Here is a 21,640-nt window from a genome sequence, read left to right as displayed (position 1 = left end):
ATCGAACAGAAACCGCAAGGCCTTACGCCGTTCGTCTCCGAAACCCGAGTATGGCCACGATTCGAGTCGTCTGGGGATCCGCGTCGGCTCCGACGGCGATGGCTTCCTACGACGCCGCGCTCGCGGAGGCGGGCGTCGAGAACTACAACCTCGTCTCCGTCTCTTCGGTAATCCCCGCCGACGTCCCCGTCGAGGCCGTCGCCACCGCACCCGACCTCGGCCCGGCGGGCGAGCGCCTCACCGTCGTCGAGTCTCGAGCGACGACCGCCGGTCCCGGCCGCGTGAGCGCCGCGCTCGCGTGGTCACGATCGGTCGACGGCGGACCTGGTCTGTTCTACGAGGCGGCCGACGAAACCGACCCCGACGACGTCGAACGACGCGTCCGAAAGGGACTGGACGCCGGAAAGCAACTCCGGGAGTGGGAGTTCGACGAACCGCGTCTGGCCGTCGAGAGCGCGGACGCCGAGTCGGGTGCGTACACGACGGCCGTCGTCCTCGCGGTCTACGGCGCGAGCGACCCGATCGTGTGAGTGTCCGAAGGCGAACTCTTTTGACCCGTCGGCGCATTGCAACCGGTACACACTTCTCATGAACGGAAATACGCCGTACGCAGGGCTGCCGGGGGAGACGCAGGCTGGTCAGCGAGCCGCGGCGGACGTTCCGGAACTCTCGAGGTCACAGAAGCGACTACTCCACCGTGACGTCTCGCGGATCGCCGCTCAAACCCGCGAGTTCCTGCCCGACGAGTACGTCGTCGACGCCGACGTCACGACCGGTATCGCCGGCCCGCAGGTGACCGTCGCCGTCAGGCCACCCGTCGGCCACGCCGTCAGCGCCGGCTTCACGCCGGACCTCGAGGACGCAACCGAGGAGATCATCACCTCCGATGAGCGCAACGAAGTCGCCCGTGGACTGGCCGCGAGCGCCGCGCTCCAGGTGAAACAGGCCGTCAGCGAGAACGTGACGCCGACCGGAAAGTAGCTCCTCGAGCGGGCCCGTCGCCCGCATCCGGTTTCTTCATCTTCGTCAGTACACACCAATTAGTCGGCACACACCGGTCCAGTCGACACACACCGATCAATCTACACACACCGATCCAGTCGATACATACCGGTCCAGTCAGTACAGCAGTCGACGCACCGTTTCGGTCGATACGGCAAGGAACTGACGGGCAGCAGACCGTGTCAGTACAGCAGCTGCTCGAGCTGGTGTGCCCGCCGACCCAGGTCGACCGCCGGCTCGACGGACGGATCGGCCTCGAGACGTTCAACGACCAGCAGGGGATCGACGCCCGCCCGCTCGAGGTCTCGCAGGAGCGATTCGATCGCGTCGCGGTTCGTCGCCAGCGACGAACAGAGTCCGATCGCGAGCGCGAGCGGAATCGCCCGGTCGGGATCGGTCGGGAACGCGTCGCTCACTCGATCGAACGGCGGTGAATCGGTCGTCTCGCCGTTGGACTCGTACTCGTCGGGTTCGAGAGCGTCGACGGTCAGACACCGCGTACAGAACGCGACGGTCGACGCGTCGTCGGGCGCGTACTCGCGGTACGACGGGGGAACGGCGAACGTCACTACTCGCGCACCGCACTCGGAACAGGCCATCGGCTCGTCGTTCGGGAGAGAGTCGCAAAAACGCTTTCCCCACGCCGTCGCAGGTTCGCCGGTCGCGTCGGGAGACGCGCGCGTCAGTTTCCGGGAACGCCGCCCGCGGTCGCCTGCTCCATCTCCGCTTCGTCGCGCTCCGCTGCGTCCTCGTCGTCGGCTGCGCGCGCTTCCTTTTCCTCCTGTTCTTTCTTCTCTTTGATTTTCTTCAGGCGGAACGTCTCCTCGCGTTCCTGTTCTTCGAGTTTCTGCTCGATGTACTCCTGGTTCTCGTAGAGTTCGGGCAGGAGCTTGAACTCGAGGGCGTTGACGCGGCGTTTCGTCGTCTCGATCTCGCGGAGCATCTTCTTCATCGCGGTCTCGACCTCCGCGGCGAGGATGATGCTCTCCAGGAGATCCTCGTAGGCCTCGGCCGCCTCGTCGATGCGGGCCGACGTGCCCATGATCCCGTAGCCGCGCTCGTCGAGGCTCTTCGAGACTCGCGAGGACTCGATCTGGGGGACGACGACGCCCATGATGTTCTTCGACTCGGTGGTGATCTCGGGGTGTTCCTGTAACGCAGCGGCGGCCCCGCGAACCGCGACGTCGCCTTCCATCGCTCGAGCCATGTTGATCTTCTTCTGGGCCACCTCGTAGTCGTCGGAGAGCTCGCCGCGAACGTCCTGGGCCTTGTCCAGGATGTCCATGAACTCCATGATCAGGCCGTCGCGCTTCTTCTCCAGGGTCCCGTGCCCGCGCTCGGAGAGTTCGATCCGATCTTCGATCTCCATCAGATTTTTGCGGGTGGGTTTGACGTCCTTGGCCATCTTGTCGTGGCTTTACGCCCCCAGTCGGATAACTGTTTACAGTTTGCGTCGCCGGATTCCGCCCTGGAAGCCGCCGTGGCCCGGTCTCGAGGCTCAGCCGAGAAAGAGGTCGACCATGTCGCTCGTCCGGCCGCCCTTGTAGAGTTCGGCGTATCCGCAGTTCACGCACGAGATGACGCGGAATCTGCGGTTCTGGATGTCGAAGAACTTCGACAGCCCGGTCCCCGTGGTCGCGATGTCGTCGACCTCCGTGTCGGTGTGGCCGCACTTGGGGCAGCCGCGCTCGTCGGACTCGGTTTCGCGTTGTTGCATACGATCGGAAGAGTCGGGGAAATATCTATAGTTCTTCTGATCGAACCTCGAGACGAACTCGTATGATCGGCGTCTTCGTCGTCGTCGCGCTGTTCGTCCTCGCGACGACGGTCGGTCTGTACGTGCTGATCGCCGCCGAGACGTCGAATCCGACCGTCGTGGATCGCGAGACCGCGGAGCGCGAGGCTCGAGCGCGGAGCGGGCGTTCGCCGTCCGAGCCGGACCGCGATCGGATCTCGAGGGATCGATCGACCGGGACCGACGATCGACGCGACGCCGACGGAATCGGGGACGGATCCTGGTCGAACGAGCGAACCCGAAACGGAACCGAATCCGACTCGAGTCGATCCGACGAATCGCGTTGACTACCGATCGGTCCGACGAATCGCGTAGCACCCCGTCCGTCCGACCGACGCGGCAGTTCTCGCTCGCCGGCGCTCCGCCCGCTCGGCGTCGGGAGTAACGACGTTGCCGCCTCGAGCCTGCTCCTGCGTTCGAACCGCACCGTCAGCGCCGGTCGTCGACGGCGTCGGCGTACTCGGCTGCCGTGATCGTGTACCGGTGTGCGTCGACGACGTCGTCGCCGTCCGTTCGCCAGTTTCGAAGACGCCCCTGATATCCCCCGCCGTACGTTTCGACGTACCGTTCGACCGCTCGCTGCGAGCGATCGTTTCCGTCCTGGTGGACGACCTCGACGATCTCGAGGTTCAGCCGGTCGAACGCCAACTCGAGCAGAACTCCGGCGCGCTCGCCGGAGTACCCTCGGCCCCAGAACCGCTTGCGCAGCCAGATTCCGAGCGATCCCGTCTCCCGAATTCGGTCGACCTCGAGTTTGGCGACGCCGGCCAGCGCACCGGCGTCCGGTTCGGTGGCTCGCGGCCGGACGAAGTAGCGAGCGACCGTCCCGTTTTTCCACTCGCGTCCGAACCGATCGAGCAGGTCGGCGGTCTCCCGCGGCGACTCGTCGGGCCCCCACGGGAGGTACTCGGTGACCGCCTCGACGCCGTCGTCGCTCGAGCGGATCCGGTAGAACTCGAGTGGCGCGACGTTCTGTCGACACGCCCGCTCTAGGACCAGGCGATCCGTCGCGAGGAGTTCCGGAAAGGGGCGATCGTCAGCGGTTGCCGCGGTGCTGTCCGGTTCGAGTGTGGTTCGTCGTTCGGCGGCGAGTTCGCGCTGCATCGATCGGGACAGCGTAGCGAAGAGACGTATTTACCCGCTGCATAGACCGTTTCAAAATCGGGCGGTGTCCGACGACGTGGCCGACGCGGCGTCCGTATGGACGACCACGCTTCCGACGAGGTCTCGAACCTCGGTGTCGGCGTGAAATCTTCCGTCACGAGGTTGGCCGGATAGTACAGCCTGGCAGAGCATCGACGGTTTCGTTCGGCGTCTCACGAGCACCTCGCGTGAGAGATCCGTCGATCGACCCGATATCGTTCCCGATGAATTTTGGCAGAGCACTCAAATCATCCCGTGTAGGACCGACGAGTCGGACGAGTTATCCGAAGAACTGTTCTCGGGAGTTGAATCGAACCGTCACCGAAAATTGACGGAAACAGCGACTGCGATGCAGGCAAACACTATTCCGGCAAGGCCGTACTGAAACGCTGAAAGGTAGCTCTCTGTGAGGTACACCACGGTTCCTGTACCACCGCCTACGAATGCGATATCGATCCCGGTTCGAATTGCCGAACGGAACGTTCCATCGTAGCGGGGAATCGGGTCTACGTTCGAGACCTTACCATACAGGAACACAATGATTCCCCAGATGAATCCAATGAGGAATGCGACTATGGCACTATATAACATATTTTATTTTTAAATATGAAATATTATATTTTGGAATTTTATACCTAATTTATACTTCAGGAGATGTGTAAACCGTCACTGTTATCGCAAGGCTTCGGTATGGACTCCCGTGAATTCTTCCACCGGCCCCTTATCGATTACGTCTTCCGGATCAGGGCCGTATTCGCCCGAGCCTCGAAAAACGAGTTGCGAGGTACTGACCGTGCCACCACTTTCTCGGTCCCGGAATGCGATCAACGAAAAACTGGACCGTGTGAAATCAAAACGTCTGATTGAAAAGGCTGGATATAGGGACGGCGATCGTGTCCCCCACTCGCGACGTCGCGGTCTGAAAAACCGTGTTTCCGGTCAGTCCGCTGTCGCTTCGACCTGCTCGCCTTCGTCTTCGCGGTAGTGTTCCTCGATGAGGTCCTCGCCGATGCGGTTGAGTTCCTCCTTCGGCAGCATCGAGAGCAGATCCCAGCCGATCTCGAGGGTGTCCTCGATCGTCCGGTTGGTCTCGTAGCCCTGCTGGGCGAACTCGTTCTCGAAGCGGTCGGCGAAGTCGAGGAACTTGTTGTCGCGCTCGGAGAGCGCCTCGCGACCGACGATGTTCACGAGGTCGCGCAAGTCCTCACCCTCCGCGTAGGCGGCGTACATCTGGTCGGAGACGTCGCCGTGGTCTGCGCGGGTGAGGCCCTCGCCGATCCCGTCGTCCATCAGCCGCGAGAGGCTGGGCAGGACGTTGATCGGCGGCTCGATTCCCTGGCTGTTCAGGTCGCGGTCCATCACGATCTGTCCTTCGGTGATGTACCCGGTCAGGTCGGGGATCGGGTGGGTGTCGTCGTCGCCGGGCATCGTGAGGATCGGAATCTGGGTCACCGAGCCCTCGCGACCCTCGATGCGGCCCGCGCGCTCGTAAAGCTGGGCCAGGTCGGTGTACATGTATCCGGGGTAACCGCGTCGACCCGGAACCTCCTCGCGTGCGGCACCGATCTCGCGCAGCGCCTCGCAGTAGTTCGTGATGTCGGTGAGGATAACCAGCACGTGGTAACCCTTCTCGAACGCGAGGTACTCCGCCGTCGTCAGCGCGAGTCGCGGCGTGACCGTCCGCTCGACCGCGGGGTCGTCCGCGAGATTCATGAAGACCACCGAGCGCTCGAGCGCGCCCGTGCGCTCGAAGTCCTGCATGAACTCGTTTGCCTCCTCCTGGGTGATCCCCATCGCGCCGAAGATGACCGCGAACTCCGAGCCCCCTTCGTCGCCTTCTTCTTCCTCCGGCACCGTCGCCTGGCGGGCGATCTGGAGCGCGAGTTCGTTGTGGGGCAGTCCCGACCCGGAGAAGATCGGCAACTTCTGGCCGCGAACCAGCGTGTTCATGCCGTCGATGGCCGAGACGCCGGTCTGGATGAACTCCTCGGGATACTCCCGGGAGTAGGGATTGATCGCTTCGCCGACGATGTCGATGCGCTCGTCGGGGACGATGTCCGGGCCGCCGTCGATGGGGTTCCCGGAGCCGTCGAGCACCCGCCCGAGGAGGTCCTCGGTGACGGGCATCTTCATCGTCTCGCCCAGGAAGCGAACGGACGCGTTGCGGTCGATACCGCCCGTCCCTTCGAACACCTGAATTGAGACGAGTCCCTCGCTCGACTCGAGCACCTGCCCGCGCAGGGTCCTGCCCTCCGGCGTTTCGATCTCGACGATCTCGTCGTATCCGACGGGTTCGTCGACTTCGGCGAACACCAGCGGGCCGCTGACTTCCGTAATGGTCTGATACTCTTTCATTGTTAGTACAGACTCCGTATCTGTTCTTCGAGGTCCGATTCGAGTTCGTCGATGAACTCGTTCCACTCCTCGGCGGTTCCCATGCGGTTGAGCCGCGGGACCGCGTCGACGTCGGCGATCTCCTCGACCGGAACGCCGGCCTCGAGGGCCTCGAACGCCTCGTCGTTGAACGTCTTGATCGCCCGGAGCATCCGGTAGGTCTTTTTCGGATCGCAGTACGTGTCGACGTCGTGGAACGCGTTCTGCTGGAGCCACGCCTCCCGCAGGTAGCGAGCGACCTCGAGGGTCAGCTGCTGGTCCTCCGGCAGCGCGTCCTTCCCGACCAGCTGGACGATCTCCTGGAGTTCGCCTTCCTCGTCGAGTACGTCGACGGCCCACTGACGGACCTCCGGCCAGTCTTCCTCGACGTTCTCGCGGAACCAGGGATCGAGCTGTTGTCGATACAGCGAGTACGACTCGGTCCAGTTGATCGATGGGAAGTGTCGACGTTCCGCGAGGTCGGCGTCCAGCGCCCAGAACGTCTTGACGATGCGCAGGGTGTTCTGGGTGACCGGCTCGGAGAAGTCGCCGCCCGGCGGCGACACCGCCCCGATGACCGACACCGAGCCCTGCGTTCCGTTGATGTTCTGGAAGAGGCCGGCGCGCTCGTAGAACTCCGACAGCGACGCGGCGAGATACGCGGGGTATCCCTCCTCGCCGGGCATCTCCTCGAGTCGACTCGAGATTTCGCGCATGGCTTCTGCCCACCGGGAGGTGGAGTCGGCCATCAGCGCGACGTCGTAGCCCATGTCGCGGAAGTACTCCGCGATGGTGATCCCCGTGTAGATGCAGCTCTCTCGAGCGGCGACGGGCATGTTGGACGTGTTCGCGATGAGACACGTTCGCGACATGAGCGGTTTGCCCGTCTTCGGGTCCTCGAGCTCCGGGAAGTCCTCGATGACCTCGGTCATCTCGTTGCCGCGTTCGCCACAGCCGACGTAGACGACGATGTCCGCGTCGGCCCACTTGGCGAGCTGGTGTTGGGTGACGGTCTTGCCCGAGCCGAACGGACCTGGAATCGCCGCGGTTCCGCCCTTGGCGATCGGGAACAGACCGTCGAGGATGCGCTGTCCAGAAACGAGCGGGATCGTCGGCGTCTCCTTCTCGTTGGCGGGGCGAGCCTCGCGCACCGGCCACTCCTGGTGCATCGTCACTTCCTCGCCGGAGTCGAGTTCGGCGACCGGTTCGTCGACCGTGAACTCGCCGGCTTCGATCGACGTGACCTCACCGCCCTCGTAATTCGGCGGCACCATCACCTTGTGAGTGATGCTCGCGGTTTCGGGAACCTCGCCGATCACGTCGCCGGGACCGACCGAGTCGCCTTCGTCGACGGTCGGCTCGAACTCCCATACCTTCTCGAAGTCGATGCCGGGCGCGTCGACGCCGCGGTCGAGAAACGCCGTGCCCATCTTCTCCTCGAGCACGTCGAGCGGGCGCTGGACGCCGTCGTAGATGGCGTTCAGCATCCCGGGTCCGAGGTCGACGGAAAGGGGTTCACCCGTGTTCTCGACGGGTTCGCCCGGACCGACGCCGGAGGTCTCTTCGTACACCTGAATGGTGGTCAGATTCCCTTCGATTTCGATGACCTCGCCCATCAGCCCTTCGTTGCCGACGTACACGACGTCGTTCATTCGGGCGTCGAGGTCCGTGGCGGTCACGACCGGACCGCTCACGCGTTCGATTACACCGTCTTCGTCGACGGTTTCGATTGCCTGACTCATTGTTGTTGTCTCACTCGTTGTCTTCGTCCTCGTCCATCAGATCGATACCGATCGCGCGCTTGATCTGATCGCGCAGTCCGCCACCACCGGTTCCGGACCCGATCGTGACGACGACCGGCTCGACGCTCGTTTCGACGTTCTGGCGGACGTTCCGCGAGAGATACTCGAGGTCGTCGTCGTGCATGACGACGATGCCGACTTCTTCGTCGTCCAGCACGTTCGTGACGGCGTCGTCTAACTCTGTCCCTTTCTCCCCGCCCGGGACGTTCTCGAACCGGCGAACGCCGGCCAGCCGGAAGCCGGTAGTAAACTCCGGATCGCCGACGACTGCGATTTCCTGACTCATAGAATCACCAGTTCCTCTTCGATCTCGCTCTCGTCGAGACCGACCTCGCGGCCGCGAGCGATCGCGCGGATGTTCTCGACCTCCCGTTCTTTGGCGAGGATGTACGACAATACGGCCGACACTGAGGTCGGATAAATGCTCGAGAGCGTATCCGAGTACTCGAGCAGCGCCGCGTCGAGCGCGTGCTCGAACTGGATAAGGCTGTCAGCCTCACGGAGCCGTTCCAGTGCGTCCGAGAGCCGATCCCCGTACCGTTTGTTCTCGGCGATATGATCGACGAGCTCGTCCTCGTTCGCGACGAGCCGGTTCAGATCCGGCCGATCGAACAGGACGCCGCCTTCGATGTAGTAGCTTGCGGGATCGAGATCGGCCCCGCTGCGTGCGAGCCGCAACGCGTTCCGAAGGTTCCGGAAGTCGATCTCGGCCTGCAAGAACTCGATGTAGAGCGCCTCCGGCCCCTCCGCTGGCTCTCCGTACCGTTCGCTGACGTCCTCGAGCAGGTGCTCGTAGAATTCCCGGTCCAGCGCGTTCTCGAGCGAAACGAGGGCGCCGGTTTCCTCGAACTCCTCGAACGCTTCCGCTAGCGGTTCGTAGAAGATCGTTCCGGACAGCACCTCGATCGCCTCCTCGATCGTGTCGACCTCGAGGAGGCGATCGATCGTCGCGTCGTCGAGTTCGCCAGCGCGGATGAGGTCGGTCTGAATCTCTTCGGGATCGGTATCGGTGTAGATCCCGCGGATGATAGTCTTGAGATTCCAGACGTCGAATTTCCGGAGATACCGGGAGATAAGGTCGTAGAGACGCCCTTCCGACCAGTCCAGCAAGTCGTCGAAGTGTTTCGCGAGGTTGCGGTTCAGGGCGTACTCGATCAGGTCGACTCCCGAAAACCGTGCCCCGAGCGCGTTGATCTCGCGCTCGTACTCCGTTTCCTCCATGAACCGTGCGATCCCGCTCGGTCCCATTCGGACGAGCTTCCGGTAGTCGTCGTCCGAGAACAGCGAGGCTCGTCGTGACCGAACGCGGGAGTTTACGTACTCCGGATTCGAGGCGCCGATACTCATTGCTCGAAGAGCTGTTTGCTGATCTCCCGGAGGTTGTCTTCCCACACGTCCTCGAGCACCGAGTCGAAGGTGTTGTTGACGCGAACGCGGGACTGGTCGCTCTCGACGACGACGCCGCCGAGACAGTTGTACTCGCCGGCGTACTCGTAGCCGTCGTAGTCCTCGAGAATCGATTCGATCAGCTCCCGGTCGTCGGCGCGACCGTAGACGCTGACGTCGTCGCCCTCGTCGAACTCGTCGCTCGCCGCGTCGAGCAGATCCCGTGTTAGGTCCTCGCGTGTCTCCCCTTCGAGGGCGGCGAGCTCCTCCTCGACCTGCTCGCGAACGTCGCCGAGGACATCGCGGCGAGCCTCCAGGCGCTTCTGTTTCGCCTCCAGCTTGGCGCTGGAGAGGCGCTGTTCGCGCAGTTGCTCGATCTCGCGTTCGATCTCCCGTTCGGCCTCTTCGAGGATCTCCTCGGCGTCCTCCTCGGCGGCCGATTCGATCTCTTCGGCGCGCGTCTCGCCCTCTGAGCGGATGTTCTCCGCACGCGCGTGGGCCTCTTCTCGAATGTCTTCTACGACTGTGTCCAAACTCATTGTAAGAGGGTTGTGGTCGGTTAGACCAGGAAGATGACGACGATCGCGAAAATGACGAGCGTCTCCGGCAGAACCGTCATAACGATCCCTGGCACGAACATGTCGCGGTCTTCGGCGATCGCACCGACGGCTGCAGCCCCGATCCCACGTTCCGCGTAGCCTGCGCCGAGGGCGGCGAGTCCGACTGCGAGCGCGGCGGCACCCGGCCCTTCGAGAGTTGGGCCTGCTTCCTGCTGCAATACGAATGCTGTCGCCAGTAGTTCAGTAATTCCGGTCATGGTTGAACTGGTTAGGTACTGGTTGTACCTGAACGGTCGGAACTGACCCCGCAGCCTCCATAAAACTTCTGAAAGAGTTTGAGGGATAGAGACCACGAGGATTCGGTTCGTGTCTTATATTTGGGCATGTCGTCGAGAAATATTGCTGGGAGAAACGAGAAATTATTTCCCGGCCGAGGATCGAGATCGCGAGAACGAGCGAAGGGTGTCGGGAACGGTTCGGCGTCGATACTGAGGTGCGATTTGCAGCGAAAGAATCGGCGTCGGTACCGTGGTAAGGGAGATCTTACTCGGCCGAGTGAGTTCGTTCCTTACCGAACGGATCGTACACCTCGCCGCCGCCCTCGTAGAACTTCTGGAAGAACTCGACGTACTCGAGGCGGAGCATCTGGATCCCCGCGGCGGTGATGCCGAGCAGCAACACGAGGACGTGGCCCAGAACGAAGACCACGATCGCGGCGAGAATCGCGATCACGGCGACGATCCCGTCGCCGGCGTGGATCAGCCCGACGAAGCCGGGCTCGAGCGTCTCGTACTCGTAACCCGAGATGGTTTCCATGCCGAAGCCGGGGTAGTTGAAGTACGTGTAGCCCTCCGGCGTGTCGTAGGCGCCGAAGACCAGCAGGTTCACCGCGAACGCCATGCCACCCTTCGCGAGCAACACGGCGACCATCCGCAGGTACGAGAGGACGTGTCCGAACGCCCAGGCCGGAATTTCGAAGACGCCGGCGACCCCCTCACCGACCCCGACCATCACGGAACCCACGAGGAACGCGCCGAGGCCGACGAGGCCGACGATTTCCGGCAGGCCCGCGAAGCCGACGAACTGATAGAGGATGGCCTCCTCGCCCGTGCCGACGAGGAACCCGGGTTTTTGCTCGACCAGGTGGAGACTGAAGATCCAGACGAAGAGGCCGTTCATCGCGAGAATCCAGGACAGCCGCTCGTAGACGGCCGCCTTCAGCCCGTGACTGAGCTCGTTGACGAAGCCCATGACGAGGCCGACGTTGAGGTGGACGATCCCGAACAGGATGCTCAGGATGATCCACAGCAGCGCCCACTCGCCGAGTTGTAACCCCTTCGAGAGGACGCCCGCGCCCGGCAGGAAGCCGAGGCCGACGTCGGCCATGTGGACTCCGAAGAAGTCGTCGTAGAGGTAGCCGAAGATGATCGTGAAGACGCCCGCCCAGATGCCGATGGTACCGATCGCCTTCCCGGCGTCGGAGTCGAAGATCTTCCAGGCGCCGTAGCCCATCAGCATGTAGAGGATCCCGTAGCCGATGTCGCCGATCATGAACCCGAAGGCGAACGGGTAGGTCAGGAAGATCAGCAGCGTCGGATCCAGCTCGCTGTACTTGGGCTGGTTGACCATCTTCACCATCACCTCGAACGGCTTCGCCGGGGTGAGGTTGTCAAGGATTACCGGCGGGTCGTCGTCCATCGTCACCGCACCCTGACCGCCGGCGGCCGCTTTCGTCGTCCCACCATCGGTCGCCGCCCGGGGCTTCTCGGGTTCGGCCTCGTCGGGCTCGTCGGCCGCCGCCTCCTCGTCCGTAGCCCCACCGTCGTCACCATGCGCGGCGGCACCGTGGGCCGCCTCGTAGTCGGCCTGCTCGAGCTCTTCGATCTCGACGCTGTCGCCGACTGCGTCGTTCAACGCGGAGACGAGCGCGTCGTAATCGTCGGCCGGAATCCACCCTTCCGCGATGAAGGCCCGCTTCGTCGTCGCGAACTGCAACGGCGCTTCCGCGCGCTGGACCTCGACGGTTAGCTCCTCCTCGACGCGCAGCAGGAACGAGCCTTCGGTCCCCTTGATCTGATCGAATTCCGCGTCGATGTCGTCGATCTCGGATTCTAGCTCGCGCTTGCGCGCCTCGAGTTCGTCGAGGTACGCCTTGGGACTCTTCTCGGTGTCCGGCACCGAGTGGCGCGTGAACTCGACGCCAACGAGTGCGTCGTCGATCGGGTCTGTACCGGCGTCTTCGGACGGTGCGGCGACGATCGCCACGACGTCGCCGCCCGTGAACGTCTCGTACGCTCGGATCTCGTCGGCCGATTCGAGGGCCGCCTCGACTTGGTCGTGCGAGCCTTCGCCGACGAGCACGTCGACCGTGTCGTACCCGGAGAGCAAGTCGAGGTCGATCCCTAGCTCCGCGAACGGGGCGACCTGATCGATCTTTTCGTCGACCTGCCGGAGTTCCTCGCGGACCTCGCTTCGCTGGTCGTCGAGATCGTTGACCCGCGTCCGGATCTCCTCGAGTCGCTTTTCCCAGTCGTCGTCGATCGTGCCCGGCGCCGTGTCCTCCTCGGACAGGTCGAGCGTACTCTCGAGCGCCCGGACGGTCACCAGCTTCTCGGAGGCGTCGTCGGCCCCCTCGATCGGGTTCCCGTTGTCGAATCCCTCCCAGGAGCCGTCGTAGTCCGAGAGGTGCACCAGGTTCAGGTCGTGGATCGTCTCGATGACCGTGGGCATGACGCCCCGGGAGCCGGCCATCGAAACCTTGCTCATCCGCTCAGGTCTGAGCATGAACGTCCTCCTGGAACAGGGAGACGACGTGTTCGGTCACTTCGTCGACCCGATCCCCGGCGCGCTCGGCGAGTGCCTCGCGCTCCCGTTCTCCCTCTTCGAGGACGCGTTCGCACTCTTCGTCGATCTCTTCGCGCGCCTCCTCGAGGCGACGCTCCTTGATCTCCTGGGCCTCCTGTTCCGCTTGCGTGCGAATTTCTTCGGCGCGTTTCCGGCCCTCGGCGATTCGCTCGTCGCGGTCGTTTTCTGCCTCTGCGACGATGTCGTCGGCATCGTGCTCCGCCGACTGTAGTCGTTTGAGAACCTCTGGCCTCGGCATATTTGAAGCAACCGGTAGTTTGCTAGAGCACCTATATGGTAGTTGCGAAAGCACCTCACCGAGTTCGTCGCGTCTGCGGGGAGAGTCCGGCTGTGCGGAACGGTAGTTCGGGATTACCCGATCGATCGTCCGCGGCCCGATCGGCCCGCTCCGCGGCCATCGGGAACGGCAGACATATTGTGGTCCGATCGAAACGCTTCCACGATGGGAGTCCTCGAGAACAAGGCCCGGGCCCGGCTGTTCTACAAGTACCTCTCGAAGATCTACGACGAAATCAACCCGTTCGTCTGGACCGAAGGGATGCGGACGGAGGCCCTCGAGCTGCTCGATCTCGACTCCGAGATGACCGTCCTCGACGTCGGCTGTGGCACCGGCTTCGCGACCGAAGGACTGCTCCAGCACGTCGACGAGGTGTACGCGCTCGACCAGAGCGAACACCAGCTCGAGCGGGCCTACGGAAAGTTCGGCAAGCGCGCGCCGCCGGTGCACTTCCACCGCGGCGACGCCGAACGCCTCCCGTTCGCGACGGACACGTTCGACGTCGTCTGGTCGTCCGGCTCGATCGAGTACTGGCCGAACCCGATTCTCGCCCTCCGGGAGTTCCGCCGTGTGCTGAAACCTGGCGGACAGGTTCTCGTCGTCGGCCCCAACTATCCGGACAACCCCGTGACCCAGAGACTGGCGGACGCGATAATGCTCTTTTACGACGAGTACGAGGCCGACCGGATGTTCAAAACCGCCGGCTTCGAGGACGTTAAACACGCGTTCATGGGCCCGTCCTACGATCCCGACGTCGCGATCACGACGACCGCTCGCGCGCCGCGTAAGGAGTAGCCCCGCTCCGGACTCGCGTCGCTCGTTTCGAACTCGCGCCCTCGTCTGATCCTCGCCACAGTGCGTTCTCACCCGACCGCTACTCGACCGTCGACTCGAGGGTCGCGACGTGCGAGCCGTCGACCGCGAGGCGGACGGCGATCGACTCCCCCGACTCGAGGTCGGGCTCGTTGTTCGTCGCGACGACGAAACTCGCCCGCTCGCCGCTTCGCCACTCCGGATCGGCTCGCTCGTTGAAGGGGCCGCTGGGCGTTCCCTCGAATCCCTCCGCGCCCACGAACGGCACCGGCGGTTGCTCGGAGAGCGGCTCGCCGTCGATTTCGACCGCGAGCGACAGCTCACGGACGTCGATCGCGTCGCCCGCGACGTGGTCGATCGACACCACGTTCGTTTCGCTCGAAGCTGACAGCTCGAACGCTGCGGTCGGCCCCGCGGAACCGATCGACCAGCCGGCCGCGCCGATCGCGACGACGGCCGCCAGACAGACCGTGATCGCGACCAGCGCGAGCACCCCGACGAGCGGACTGACGCCGCGTTCCTCGTCGCACCCGACGCCGGTTCGACGGCGACCGAATCCCGCGCTCACGCACCGCTCTGGCCTCGGCTTCGGATATAAACTCGAGGGGGTCGAGCGGATCGCGCTCGCCGGTCAGCTTCCCACGGTCGCCGTTATCGTCTCACCGTCGTCGGTTTCGGCCGTCAGCTCGTAGACGCCGTCCGGCGGGAGGATCCACACCGTTCCGTCTCTGTCCGTCTCGCCGAGTTCGTGATCGTCCGCCGAGATCGTCGCCGAAACGGGCTCGTCGGTACTCGAGTCCGTGACGGTCACCTCGGCCGGTCCGTTCACCGCCGTCTCGTTGAGCGTGAGCTCGAGGTCGTCGTTGGTCCACGTCTCGCTCGTTTCGATCGGAAGCGTCGTGATCGAGATCTCCTGTAGCTCGCGGTGGACTTCGCCGGCACCACCGTCGAAGTACAGGTCGACGGAAACTTCGTCGAGCGTAAACCAGACGTTGTAAATCTTCCCGTGGTTAACGAAGTGGGGGAACCCTCCCTGGTCAGCGGCCCACGGATACAGTTCGACCGCATACTCGGCCGCTGCGTACTCTTGCGTGTTATCGTCGAATCGATCAGACGAGCCCGGTTCGCGGTTGTCGAATCGAACTGTTTCGGTCAAATACGTCGATCTGTCCAGACTCGACAGCCGATAGCCGTCTCGACTGGTCTGAATCCGAACGTCGTACTGATCGTTGGATTCGGAAACGCGACTCGCTGCCACGAGCTCCGACCGGATGGGTGAGTGATGGAACTCGAGCGCCGCTTTGCTGTTTCGAACTTCGTCGGACGACAACGAAAATCCTTGAACCAGTCTCGCCCCGTCTTCCAGCTCTTCGAGATCGGTCAGGAGTATCGTCGCTTCGTGGTAGTTTCGCAGTAGTACCCGAATCAGTTCGGCGTCCGATCGGTCTCCGTCAGCGTGTTCCCGTACGACGGCTCGTTCGCGTTCCTCGAGTTGCTCGATGTGATCGGTAATACGCTCGTATTCCGACTCGAGCATCTCGGCACGCTCTTCGGAATCTGCGCTGTCGAATCGGCTATCGAAGAGATACCGTTCGTGATCCATCCGCAGTTCGTCGTCGCCGCTCGCGAGCGTCGCTCCGAGATCCGGACCGTGTGTGACGTAGCTGGTCTGGATCGGACCGTTCAGCCAGAGCCGGTTCGTGGTGTCGTTCACCTGAATCGGCGTCCGCTGAACGTCTTCCTGGACGCTTCCGTCGGGCTCGCCGACCCCGCCGAGGCCGGAATCCGCCGCGACGAGCGCCGTCGCGGGGAGCGAACAGACGAGAAGCAACGCGAGGAGGGCAGAAGTCGCGCTGTTCATCGGCCCACCGTACGGGCTCCTGATACAAAAGGGGGTCGTACTCGAGTCGACGGCGAACAGACAGCTTCGAACCGGGTCGATGCCGTCTAGAACCGACGTGAAAAGCGATTCTCGACGCTCGAGAGCCTTCACAACCGGTAGTAACGTTTTATTTGCGGATGGAAAGGGTTTTTTCCCCCGGGAAACCACCCGTTGATACGTATGCGGTTGTCCACCGCCGTCACACTCGCCCTCACAGCCCTCCTCGTTACGTCTACGCTCGGGGTGGTGGTCGCCACCGCCGATTCAGCGCCCGCGCCCGAGGCGCAACCGGCAGCGTCCGTCGGTATCACCACCGCGGACGAACAACCGTCGCTCACCTCGTCCTCTCCGCACGTTTCCGGCACGAGCTACGCGGCACAGTCGGCGTCCGAGCCGCTCTCGCCGGCCGATCCCGCGCAGGTGATCCGAATCAACATCAGCGACGACGGCGACGCACGCTGGACGGTCGAGAGCCGATACCTCCTGACCGACGACGAAGACGAAGCGCTCTTCGACGAGTACGCCGCGGCCGTCGCGCGCGGCGAGCGCGACGCCGGCTACGACGAGGCCCAGTTCGAACCGTTCGTCGAGAGCGCAGCCGAGGCGACCGGTCGCGAGATGGCGATCGAGGACGCCGGCTGGAACGAACACCGAATCGAAGCGCCCGACGAAGACGACGCCGACCTCGAGGAAGACGACCGAATCGGCGTGATCTCCTACTCGTTCACCTGGACCAACTTCGCGACCGCCGCGAACGACCGCATCTACTTCGGCGACGCGCTGGATCCGTCCGCCGGCGTCGGGATGACCCTCGACGGGAATCAGCGTCTCGTCGTCGAATCGCCGCCGAACTACGCCCTCGACACGCCCACGCCGCTGTCCTGGGACGGTCCCCACGAGTTCGAAGAAGGGGAACTCGAGATCGTCTTCGTCCGCGGCCACGTCGGCAGCTCGATCGCCCCGTCCGCGCTGTGGCTCGGCGGCGGGGCGATCCTCCTGATCATCGGCGGGTTCGTCCTCTACCGATATCTGGGTCGGTCGTCCGACGGCGATCGATCCCTGCCGTTCCCGACGACGTCGACTGCGGAGCCGTCCGCGGAGAGTCGAACGGAGTCGACCGAATCCCACCTGGAGACGCCTCCCGATCCCGTACCCGAACACGAAGCGGGAACCAGCGTCGAGTTCGAGGAGGAACTCGAGGACGACGTCGATCTCGAGTTGCTGAGCGACGAAGAGCGCGTCCATCGGCTGCTCAGACAGAACGGCGGCCGCATGAAACAGGCGAACATCGTCAAAGAGACCGGCTGGTCGAACGCGAAGGTCTCGCAACTGCTCTCGCAGATGGACGACGACGACGAGATCGACAAACTCCGGATCGGACGCGAGAACCTCATCACGCTCCCCGAGGTCGACCCGACCGAGGTCGACTAGCACGTCCTCGCGCCGCTCGCGGTTCGACTACGCAAGCGGCGTCCGCTCGACTACCTGCCGCGTGCACCTTTTTCTCGTCGGATTCGCTCGCCGCGCTCGCTCATCACTCCTCGAAAAATCTGCACCAAAAAGCCGCTCACTCACGGTTCGACTACGCAAGCGGCGTCCGCTCGACTACCTGCCACGTGCACCTTTTTCTCGTCGGATTCGCTCGCCGCGCTCGCTCATCACTCCTCGAAAAATCTGCACCAAAAAGCCGCTCACTCACGGTTCGACTACGCAAGCGGCGTCCGCTCGACTACCTGCCACGTGCACCTTTTTCTCGTCGGATTCGCTCGCCGCGCTCGCTCATCACTCCTCGAAAAATCTGCACCAAAAAGCCGCTCACTCACGGTTCGACTACGCAAGCGGCGTCTGCTCGACTACCTGCCACGTGCACCTTTTTCTCGTCGGATTCGCTCGCCGCGCTCGCTCATCACTCCTCGAAAAATCTGCACCAAAAAGCCGCTCACTCACGGTTCGACTACGCAAGCGGCGTCCGCTCGACTACCTGCCGCGTGCACCTTTTTCTCGTCGGATTCGCTCGCCGCGCTCGCTCATCACTCCTCGAAAAATCTGCACCAAAAAGCCGCTCACTCACGGTTCGACTACGCAAGCGGCGTCCGCTCGACTACCTGTCCGTCGTAACTCGGGTACTGCTCGACGATCTCTCCCTCTTCGAGGTCACCTTCCTCGATCATCTCCTCGAGCAGCCACCAGGCGATCTCGACGTGGGTCGATTTGACCGCGTAGAACTCCTCGGGAACGCCGAGTTCGACGAATCGGTCGGGGTCGGCGTACGTCTTCCCGTACACGAGCGTTCCGTCGTCGGTGACGTCGTCGAACTCCCGGCGAACGTTTCGCGCCATGCGCTTGAGCCGGCGTCGGTGCTGGGCCGCGTCCTTGAACACCGACGTGCAGAAGTAGACGCGCTCGTGGTCGCCCATCACCTCGAGAATCTCCTCGCGAGTGCCGTCGACGGCGCTCATGTGTCCCTCTTTGAGTTCGAAGCCCTGTTCTTGCATTCGACGGTAGTTGCCCTGGGACATCTCGAACTCGTTGACGTTACAGAAGTCGGCCGCCCCCTCGTCGAGGAACTCGAGAAACTCCTCCTCGGGGCGGATGCCGGGGATTTCGAATGCGGGGGTCAGACCCTCTTCGCGGGCGACGTAGAGGATCTCCTCCCATTCGGTGCCGTGGAGGTCGCCCCACCGCTCGAGCGGCGGATGAAACCGGATCTCGTCGAGGCCGGCCTCCGCGAGGCGACGCATGTTCTCTCGACCGCCGGTGATACCGGTGTAGAGGTGCGTGTGGTGGTCCTCGCCGAACTCGTCCGTGAGTAACTCGAGGTAGTGACAGGTCCGGTCGAGCGCTTCCTGGGGCTCTCCGCCGGTGATCGAGGTCCCAAGCGCGTCCATCCTGCGGGCTTCCTCGAGGACGTCCTCGTCGGATTCGACGCGGCGTTCGTTCGCGTAGACGTCGGTGACGTTCTTTCGGTTCTCCCCGAGCGGGCAGTAAAAGCAGTCGCGCTGGTCGCAGTAGCCGTAGACGAACAGCACCATCTTGCCGCCTTTCGCACACTGCTCACAGCCCCTGGAGATCATTCGAGTCCACGTAACCGGCCGAGACTCAAAAGCCGTGCGAAACGACCGCCGCTTTCGTTTCACCCCCGATCGATCGGCCGACCTCGCTGACGATCGTTCGCCGGTGGCGGGTTTCGCCCTCCAGAAGAAGGATATAGCGTCGTCTCCAACCTCGAGTCGATGCTGCTGGTCCTGTGTGTCGACCTCGACGACGACCTCGGTCGAAAGACCGGCTTCTCGACGCCGGTTATCGGCCGCGATCCCGTCGAAGAGGCTGCCGTCGCGCTCGCGACCGCCGACCCCGAGGACTCGGACGTCAACGTCATTTTCCAGGGGTTGCACGTCTACGACGACCTCTCCGATCGCGGCGAGAGCGTCGAGGTGGCAGTCGTCACCGGTAACGACCAGGGTGACGTCAACGCCAATCGGGAGGTCGGCGACGAGGTCGATACCGTCCTCGCGAGCCTCTCGACCGCCGAGGACGTCACCGCGCTCGTGATCACCGACGGCGCACAGGACGAATCCGTCATTCCGATCATCCGGTCGCGGGTCCCGATCGACGGCGTCCGGCGGGTCGTCGTCCGCCAGGCCCAGAACCTCGAGTCGATGTACTACACGATCAAACAGGTCCTCGACGACCCCGAGACTCGGGGAACGGTACTGATTCCGCTCGGAATCCTGCTGTTGATCTACCCACTCGCGTTGATCGGCAGCGCCCTCGAGTGGCCGGGATTCGTGCTCGGGACGACCTCCGCGCTGCTCGGCCTCTATCTCATCTCCCGAGGGCTGGGTCTCGGCGACCGCCTCGACTCGGCCGTCGAACGCGCGCGGCGCTCGCTGTACGCCGGGCGGACGACGCTGCTCGCGTACGTCGTCGCCGCCGCGCTGGTCGTCCTCGGTGCCGTTAGCGGGATGAACGAACTCGAGACCGTCGGGGAATCGACGCCCGGCGACGTCGCCGTTCCAGCGGCGGTTGCGGCGTTCGCCTACGGGTCGATCCAGTGGATCGCCGCCGCCGGCGTGACGACGAGCCTCGGACAGATCACCGACGAGTACATCGCCGGCACCCTCGAGTGGCGGTACCTCAACGCGCCGTTTTACGTCCTCTCGATTGCGATCGTCCTGCAGGCAGTCAGCGCGTTCTTCCTCGATCTGGTCGACACGACCTATCTCGCGACGGCGTTGACCGCTGGGACGCTGCTGGGGATCGTCAGCACGCTCACGTTCGCCGTCGCCGAATCCCGGTTCTCCGACGCGAACGAGTCGGGGGAGACGCCGGACGCGAAAAGTACCTGATCCGCTCGGCTCGACGTCCCCGAACCGACCGACGGCCGCTACCGCTTTCGCTCGACGACGAACTCCGCCAGATCGAACAGGTAGGCTCTGGCGTCCGGATCGGCGACCTCCACCCGCTCGAGGGCGTCGATCGCCCGATCGGCTTCGGTTCGAGCGCGCTCGTTCGCTTCGGCTGGAGTCAGGTCGGTCACCTGCACCACCGACGGTCGCTCGAGGGCCGCGTCGTGACCCGTCGGCTTGCCCAGCTCCTCGGCGTCCGCGACGGCGTCCAGTACGTCGTCGCGGATCTGGAAGGCGACGCCGACCCGCTCGGCGTATTCGCCGACCGCCTCGACCGTGAACGGATCCGAATCGGCGGCGATCGCCCCGAGTTCGGCCGCAGCCCGAAACAGCGCACCCGTCTTCCGTCTGGCGAGGGTCATGTACTCGGCTTCGCTTTCGGGCTGGGCCGACAGCTCCGTCGCCTCCCCGATTCCGAGTTCGACCATCGACTCCGAGACGACGCGAGTTGCGTCCGGATCGGTCGAAAAGAGCGAAAACGCCTCGCCGAGTAAGCCGTCGCTCGTGACGATCGCGGGCCCGTGGCCGAACTCGGTCCAGGCGCTCGTCGTGCCGCGGCGGAGTTCCGACCGATCGATGATGTCGTCGATCACGAGCGAGGCGTTGTGGACCAGTTCGATCCCGACGCCGAAATCGACCGCGTCTTCGGCCTCGCCGCCGACCGTCTCGCAGGTCAGGACCGTGATCATCGGTCGAACGCGTTTTCCCCCCGAAAGCGCCACGTGGCGAACTTCCTCGTTGAGCGTCTCGGGCTCGATTCCGTCGACCACCTCGACGAGACGCTCCTCGATCAGCGCCCGACGGCGCTCCAGAAGTTCCATTGGCGGACCTTAGAAGAGGGTGAAAAAGTAGGTGACGGTTCGCAAAGCGCGACGACTCGCCGACCGCGTTCGCCGCTCCGGCCGTCGATTCGAGTATGCCGGCCGGCTCGAGCGACACGTCCCGACCCGCGCTACCGATTGCGGTCGCCCGCTCGAGCATACGGTCGGCTGCTTTCAGTCGCTCACGGCTCCCGACGGTCGCCGTTCGCATCAGTGCGGTTCTCGTTCACTTCGGGGCTCGCGGGTCGTTCCTCCCCGCTCGCCATACGCGGTTCTCGCTCACTTCGGGGCTCGCGGGTCGTTCCTCCTCGCTCGCCATACGCGGTTCTCGCTCACTTCGGGGCTCGCGGGTCGTTCCTCCCCGCTCGCCATACGCGGTTCTCGCTCACTTCGGGGCTCGCGGGTCGTTCCTCCCCGCTCGCCATACGCGGTTCTCGCTCACTTCGGGGCTCGCGGGTCGTTCCTCCCCGCTCGCCATACGCGGTTCTCGCTCACTTCGGGGCTCGCGGGTC

The 21,640-nt window shown here is 63.8% G+C and carries 23 protein-coding genes; 6 read left to right on the top strand and 17 right to left on the bottom strand.

What is annotated here, in order from left to right:
- The first annotated feature begins 50 nt into the window (after positions 1–50).
- On the top strand, positions 51–530 hold the full coding sequence (locus tag EA472_RS19915) for a pyruvoyl-dependent arginine decarboxylase (protein WP_124193253.1): 480 nt from the start codon (positions 51–53) through the stop codon (positions 528–530).
- Between the two features lie 58 nt (positions 531–588).
- Complete coding sequence (locus EA472_RS19910; protein ID WP_124193252.1) at positions 589–981, top strand: DUF5811 family protein; 393 nt, start codon at positions 589–591, stop codon at positions 979–981.
- Positions 982–1,184: 203 nt separating this feature from the next.
- On the opposite strand, the gene EA472_RS19905 is transcribed toward EA472_RS19910, so the two are convergent.
- The 3 genes from EA472_RS19905 to EA472_RS19895 form a co-directional block, all read right to left on the bottom strand.
- Positions 1,185–1,601 (bottom strand): DUF6276 family protein, encoded by a 417-nt coding sequence (locus EA472_RS19905; RefSeq protein ID WP_124193251.1) that lies wholly within the window; start codon positions 1,599–1,601, stop codon positions 1,185–1,187.
- Positions 1,602–1,684: 83 nt separating this feature from the next.
- Positions 1,685–2,407 (bottom strand): V-type ATP synthase subunit D, encoded by a 723-nt coding sequence (locus EA472_RS19900; RefSeq protein WP_124193250.1) that lies wholly within the window; start codon positions 2,405–2,407, stop codon positions 1,685–1,687.
- A 93-nt stretch (positions 2,408–2,500) separates the two neighbouring features.
- Positions 2,501–2,719: a zinc ribbon domain-containing protein gene (locus tag EA472_RS19895; RefSeq protein WP_124193249.1), complete on the bottom strand. Its 219-nt coding sequence runs from the start codon at positions 2,717–2,719 to the stop codon at positions 2,501–2,503.
- 62 nt (positions 2,720–2,781) lie between these two features.
- Between EA472_RS19895 and EA472_RS19890 the strand changes: the two genes are divergently transcribed.
- Positions 2,782–3,084, top strand: a complete 303-nt coding sequence (locus EA472_RS19890; protein WP_124193248.1) for a hypothetical protein — start codon at positions 2,782–2,784, stop codon at positions 3,082–3,084.
- A 142-nt stretch (positions 3,085–3,226) separates the two neighbouring features.
- Here EA472_RS19890 and EA472_RS19885 read toward each other — a convergent pair whose 3' ends face one another.
- The 10 genes from EA472_RS19885 to ahaH form a co-directional block, all read right to left on the bottom strand.
- Positions 3,227–3,901: a GNAT family N-acetyltransferase gene (locus tag EA472_RS19885; RefSeq protein ID WP_124193247.1), complete on the bottom strand. Its 675-nt coding sequence runs from the start codon at positions 3,899–3,901 to the stop codon at positions 3,227–3,229.
- Positions 3,902–4,258: 357 nt separating this feature from the next.
- Positions 4,259–4,531: a hypothetical protein gene (locus tag EA472_RS19880; RefSeq protein ID WP_124193246.1), complete on the bottom strand. Its 273-nt coding sequence runs from the start codon at positions 4,529–4,531 to the stop codon at positions 4,259–4,261.
- 348 nt (positions 4,532–4,879) lie between these two features.
- Positions 4,880–6,295 carry an ATP synthase subunit B gene (locus tag EA472_RS19875; RefSeq protein WP_124193245.1) on the bottom strand — a complete coding sequence of 472 codons (1,416 nt, stop codon included), beginning with the start codon at positions 6,293–6,295 and terminating at the stop codon, positions 4,880–4,882.
- 2 nt (positions 6,296–6,297) lie between these two features.
- A complete protein-coding gene (locus EA472_RS19870; protein WP_124193244.1) occupies positions 6,298–8,055 on the bottom strand; it encodes an ATP synthase subunit A in 1,758 nt (585 codons plus the stop codon).
- A 10-nt stretch (positions 8,056–8,065) separates the two neighbouring features.
- The gene (locus EA472_RS19865; protein ID WP_124193243.1) at positions 8,066–8,401 is read right to left on the bottom strand and encodes a V-type ATP synthase subunit F; all 336 of its coding nucleotides are present in this window, start codon (positions 8,399–8,401) and stop codon (positions 8,066–8,068) included.
- A complete protein-coding gene (locus tag EA472_RS19860; RefSeq protein WP_124193242.1) occupies positions 8,398–9,462 on the bottom strand; it encodes a V-type ATP synthase subunit C in 1,065 nt (354 codons plus the stop codon). The genes EA472_RS19865 and EA472_RS19860 overlap by 4 nt, the downstream gene beginning before the upstream one ends.
- Positions 9,459–10,040, bottom strand: a complete 582-nt coding sequence (locus tag EA472_RS19855; RefSeq protein ID WP_124193241.1) for a V-type ATP synthase subunit E — start codon at positions 10,038–10,040, stop codon at positions 9,459–9,461. The genes EA472_RS19860 and EA472_RS19855 overlap by 4 nt, the downstream gene beginning before the upstream one ends.
- A 20-nt stretch (positions 10,041–10,060) precedes the next feature.
- The gene (locus tag EA472_RS19850; RefSeq protein ID WP_124193240.1) at positions 10,061–10,318 is read right to left on the bottom strand and encodes a hypothetical protein; all 258 of its coding nucleotides are present in this window, start codon (positions 10,316–10,318) and stop codon (positions 10,061–10,063) included.
- Positions 10,319–10,604: 286 nt separating this feature from the next.
- A complete protein-coding gene (locus EA472_RS19845; protein ID WP_243637910.1) occupies positions 10,605–12,845 on the bottom strand; it encodes a V-type ATP synthase subunit I in 2,241 nt (746 codons plus the stop codon).
- Positions 12,832–13,164 (bottom strand): ATP synthase archaeal subunit H, encoded by a 333-nt coding sequence (gene ahaH, locus EA472_RS19840; protein ID WP_124193239.1) that lies wholly within the window; start codon positions 13,162–13,164, stop codon positions 12,832–12,834. Before ahaH ends, EA472_RS19845 begins: the two co-directional genes overlap by 14 nt.
- A 204-nt stretch (positions 13,165–13,368) precedes the next feature.
- Between ahaH and EA472_RS19835 the strand changes: the two genes are divergently transcribed.
- A complete protein-coding gene (locus EA472_RS19835) occupies positions 13,369–13,998 on the top strand; it encodes a methyltransferase domain-containing protein (protein ID WP_124193238.1) in 630 nt (209 codons plus the stop codon).
- Positions 13,999–14,077: 79 nt separating this feature from the next.
- Here the strand turns inward: EA472_RS19835 and EA472_RS19830 are convergent, their stop codons facing one another.
- Positions 14,078–14,584 (bottom strand): type IV pilin, encoded by a 507-nt coding sequence (locus EA472_RS19830; protein WP_124193237.1) that lies wholly within the window; start codon positions 14,582–14,584, stop codon positions 14,078–14,080.
- 63 nt (positions 14,585–14,647) lie between these two features.
- Positions 14,648–15,877, bottom strand: a complete 1,230-nt coding sequence (locus EA472_RS19825) for a DUF7096 domain-containing protein (RefSeq protein WP_124193236.1) — start codon at positions 15,875–15,877, stop codon at positions 14,648–14,650.
- 201 nt (positions 15,878–16,078) lie between these two features.
- Between EA472_RS19825 and EA472_RS19820 the strand changes: the two genes are divergently transcribed.
- Positions 16,079–17,329: a helix-turn-helix transcriptional regulator gene (locus EA472_RS19820; RefSeq protein ID WP_124193235.1), complete on the top strand. Its 1,251-nt coding sequence runs from the start codon at positions 16,079–16,081 to the stop codon at positions 17,327–17,329.
- Positions 17,330–17,976: 647 nt separating this feature from the next.
- Here the strand turns inward: EA472_RS19820 and EA472_RS19815 are convergent.
- A complete protein-coding gene (locus tag EA472_RS19815; RefSeq protein WP_124193234.1) occupies positions 17,977–18,972 on the bottom strand; it encodes a radical SAM protein in 996 nt (331 codons plus the stop codon).
- A gap of 159 nt (positions 18,973–19,131) precedes the next feature.
- Between EA472_RS19815 and EA472_RS19810 the strand changes: the two genes are divergently transcribed.
- Positions 19,132–20,247 carry a DUF373 family protein gene (locus tag EA472_RS19810; RefSeq protein ID WP_124193233.1) on the top strand — a complete coding sequence of 372 codons (1,116 nt, stop codon included), beginning with the start codon at positions 19,132–19,134 and terminating at the stop codon, positions 20,245–20,247.
- A 38-nt stretch (positions 20,248–20,285) separates the two neighbouring features.
- On the opposite strand, the gene EA472_RS19805 is transcribed toward EA472_RS19810, so the two are convergent.
- The gene (locus tag EA472_RS19805; protein ID WP_124193232.1) at positions 20,286–21,128 is read right to left on the bottom strand and encodes a polyprenyl synthetase family protein; all 843 of its coding nucleotides are present in this window, start codon (positions 21,126–21,128) and stop codon (positions 20,286–20,288) included.
- Positions 21,129–21,640 lie beyond the last annotated feature (512 nt).

This window comes from Natrarchaeobius oligotrophus (genome assembly GCF_003841465.1).
Lineage (GTDB): Archaea > Halobacteriota > Halobacteria > Halobacteriales > Natrialbaceae > Natrarchaeobius > Natrarchaeobius oligotrophus.
Note: the sequence above shows the minus strand (reverse complement) of the source record. Positions and strands in the feature narration are given on the sequence as shown.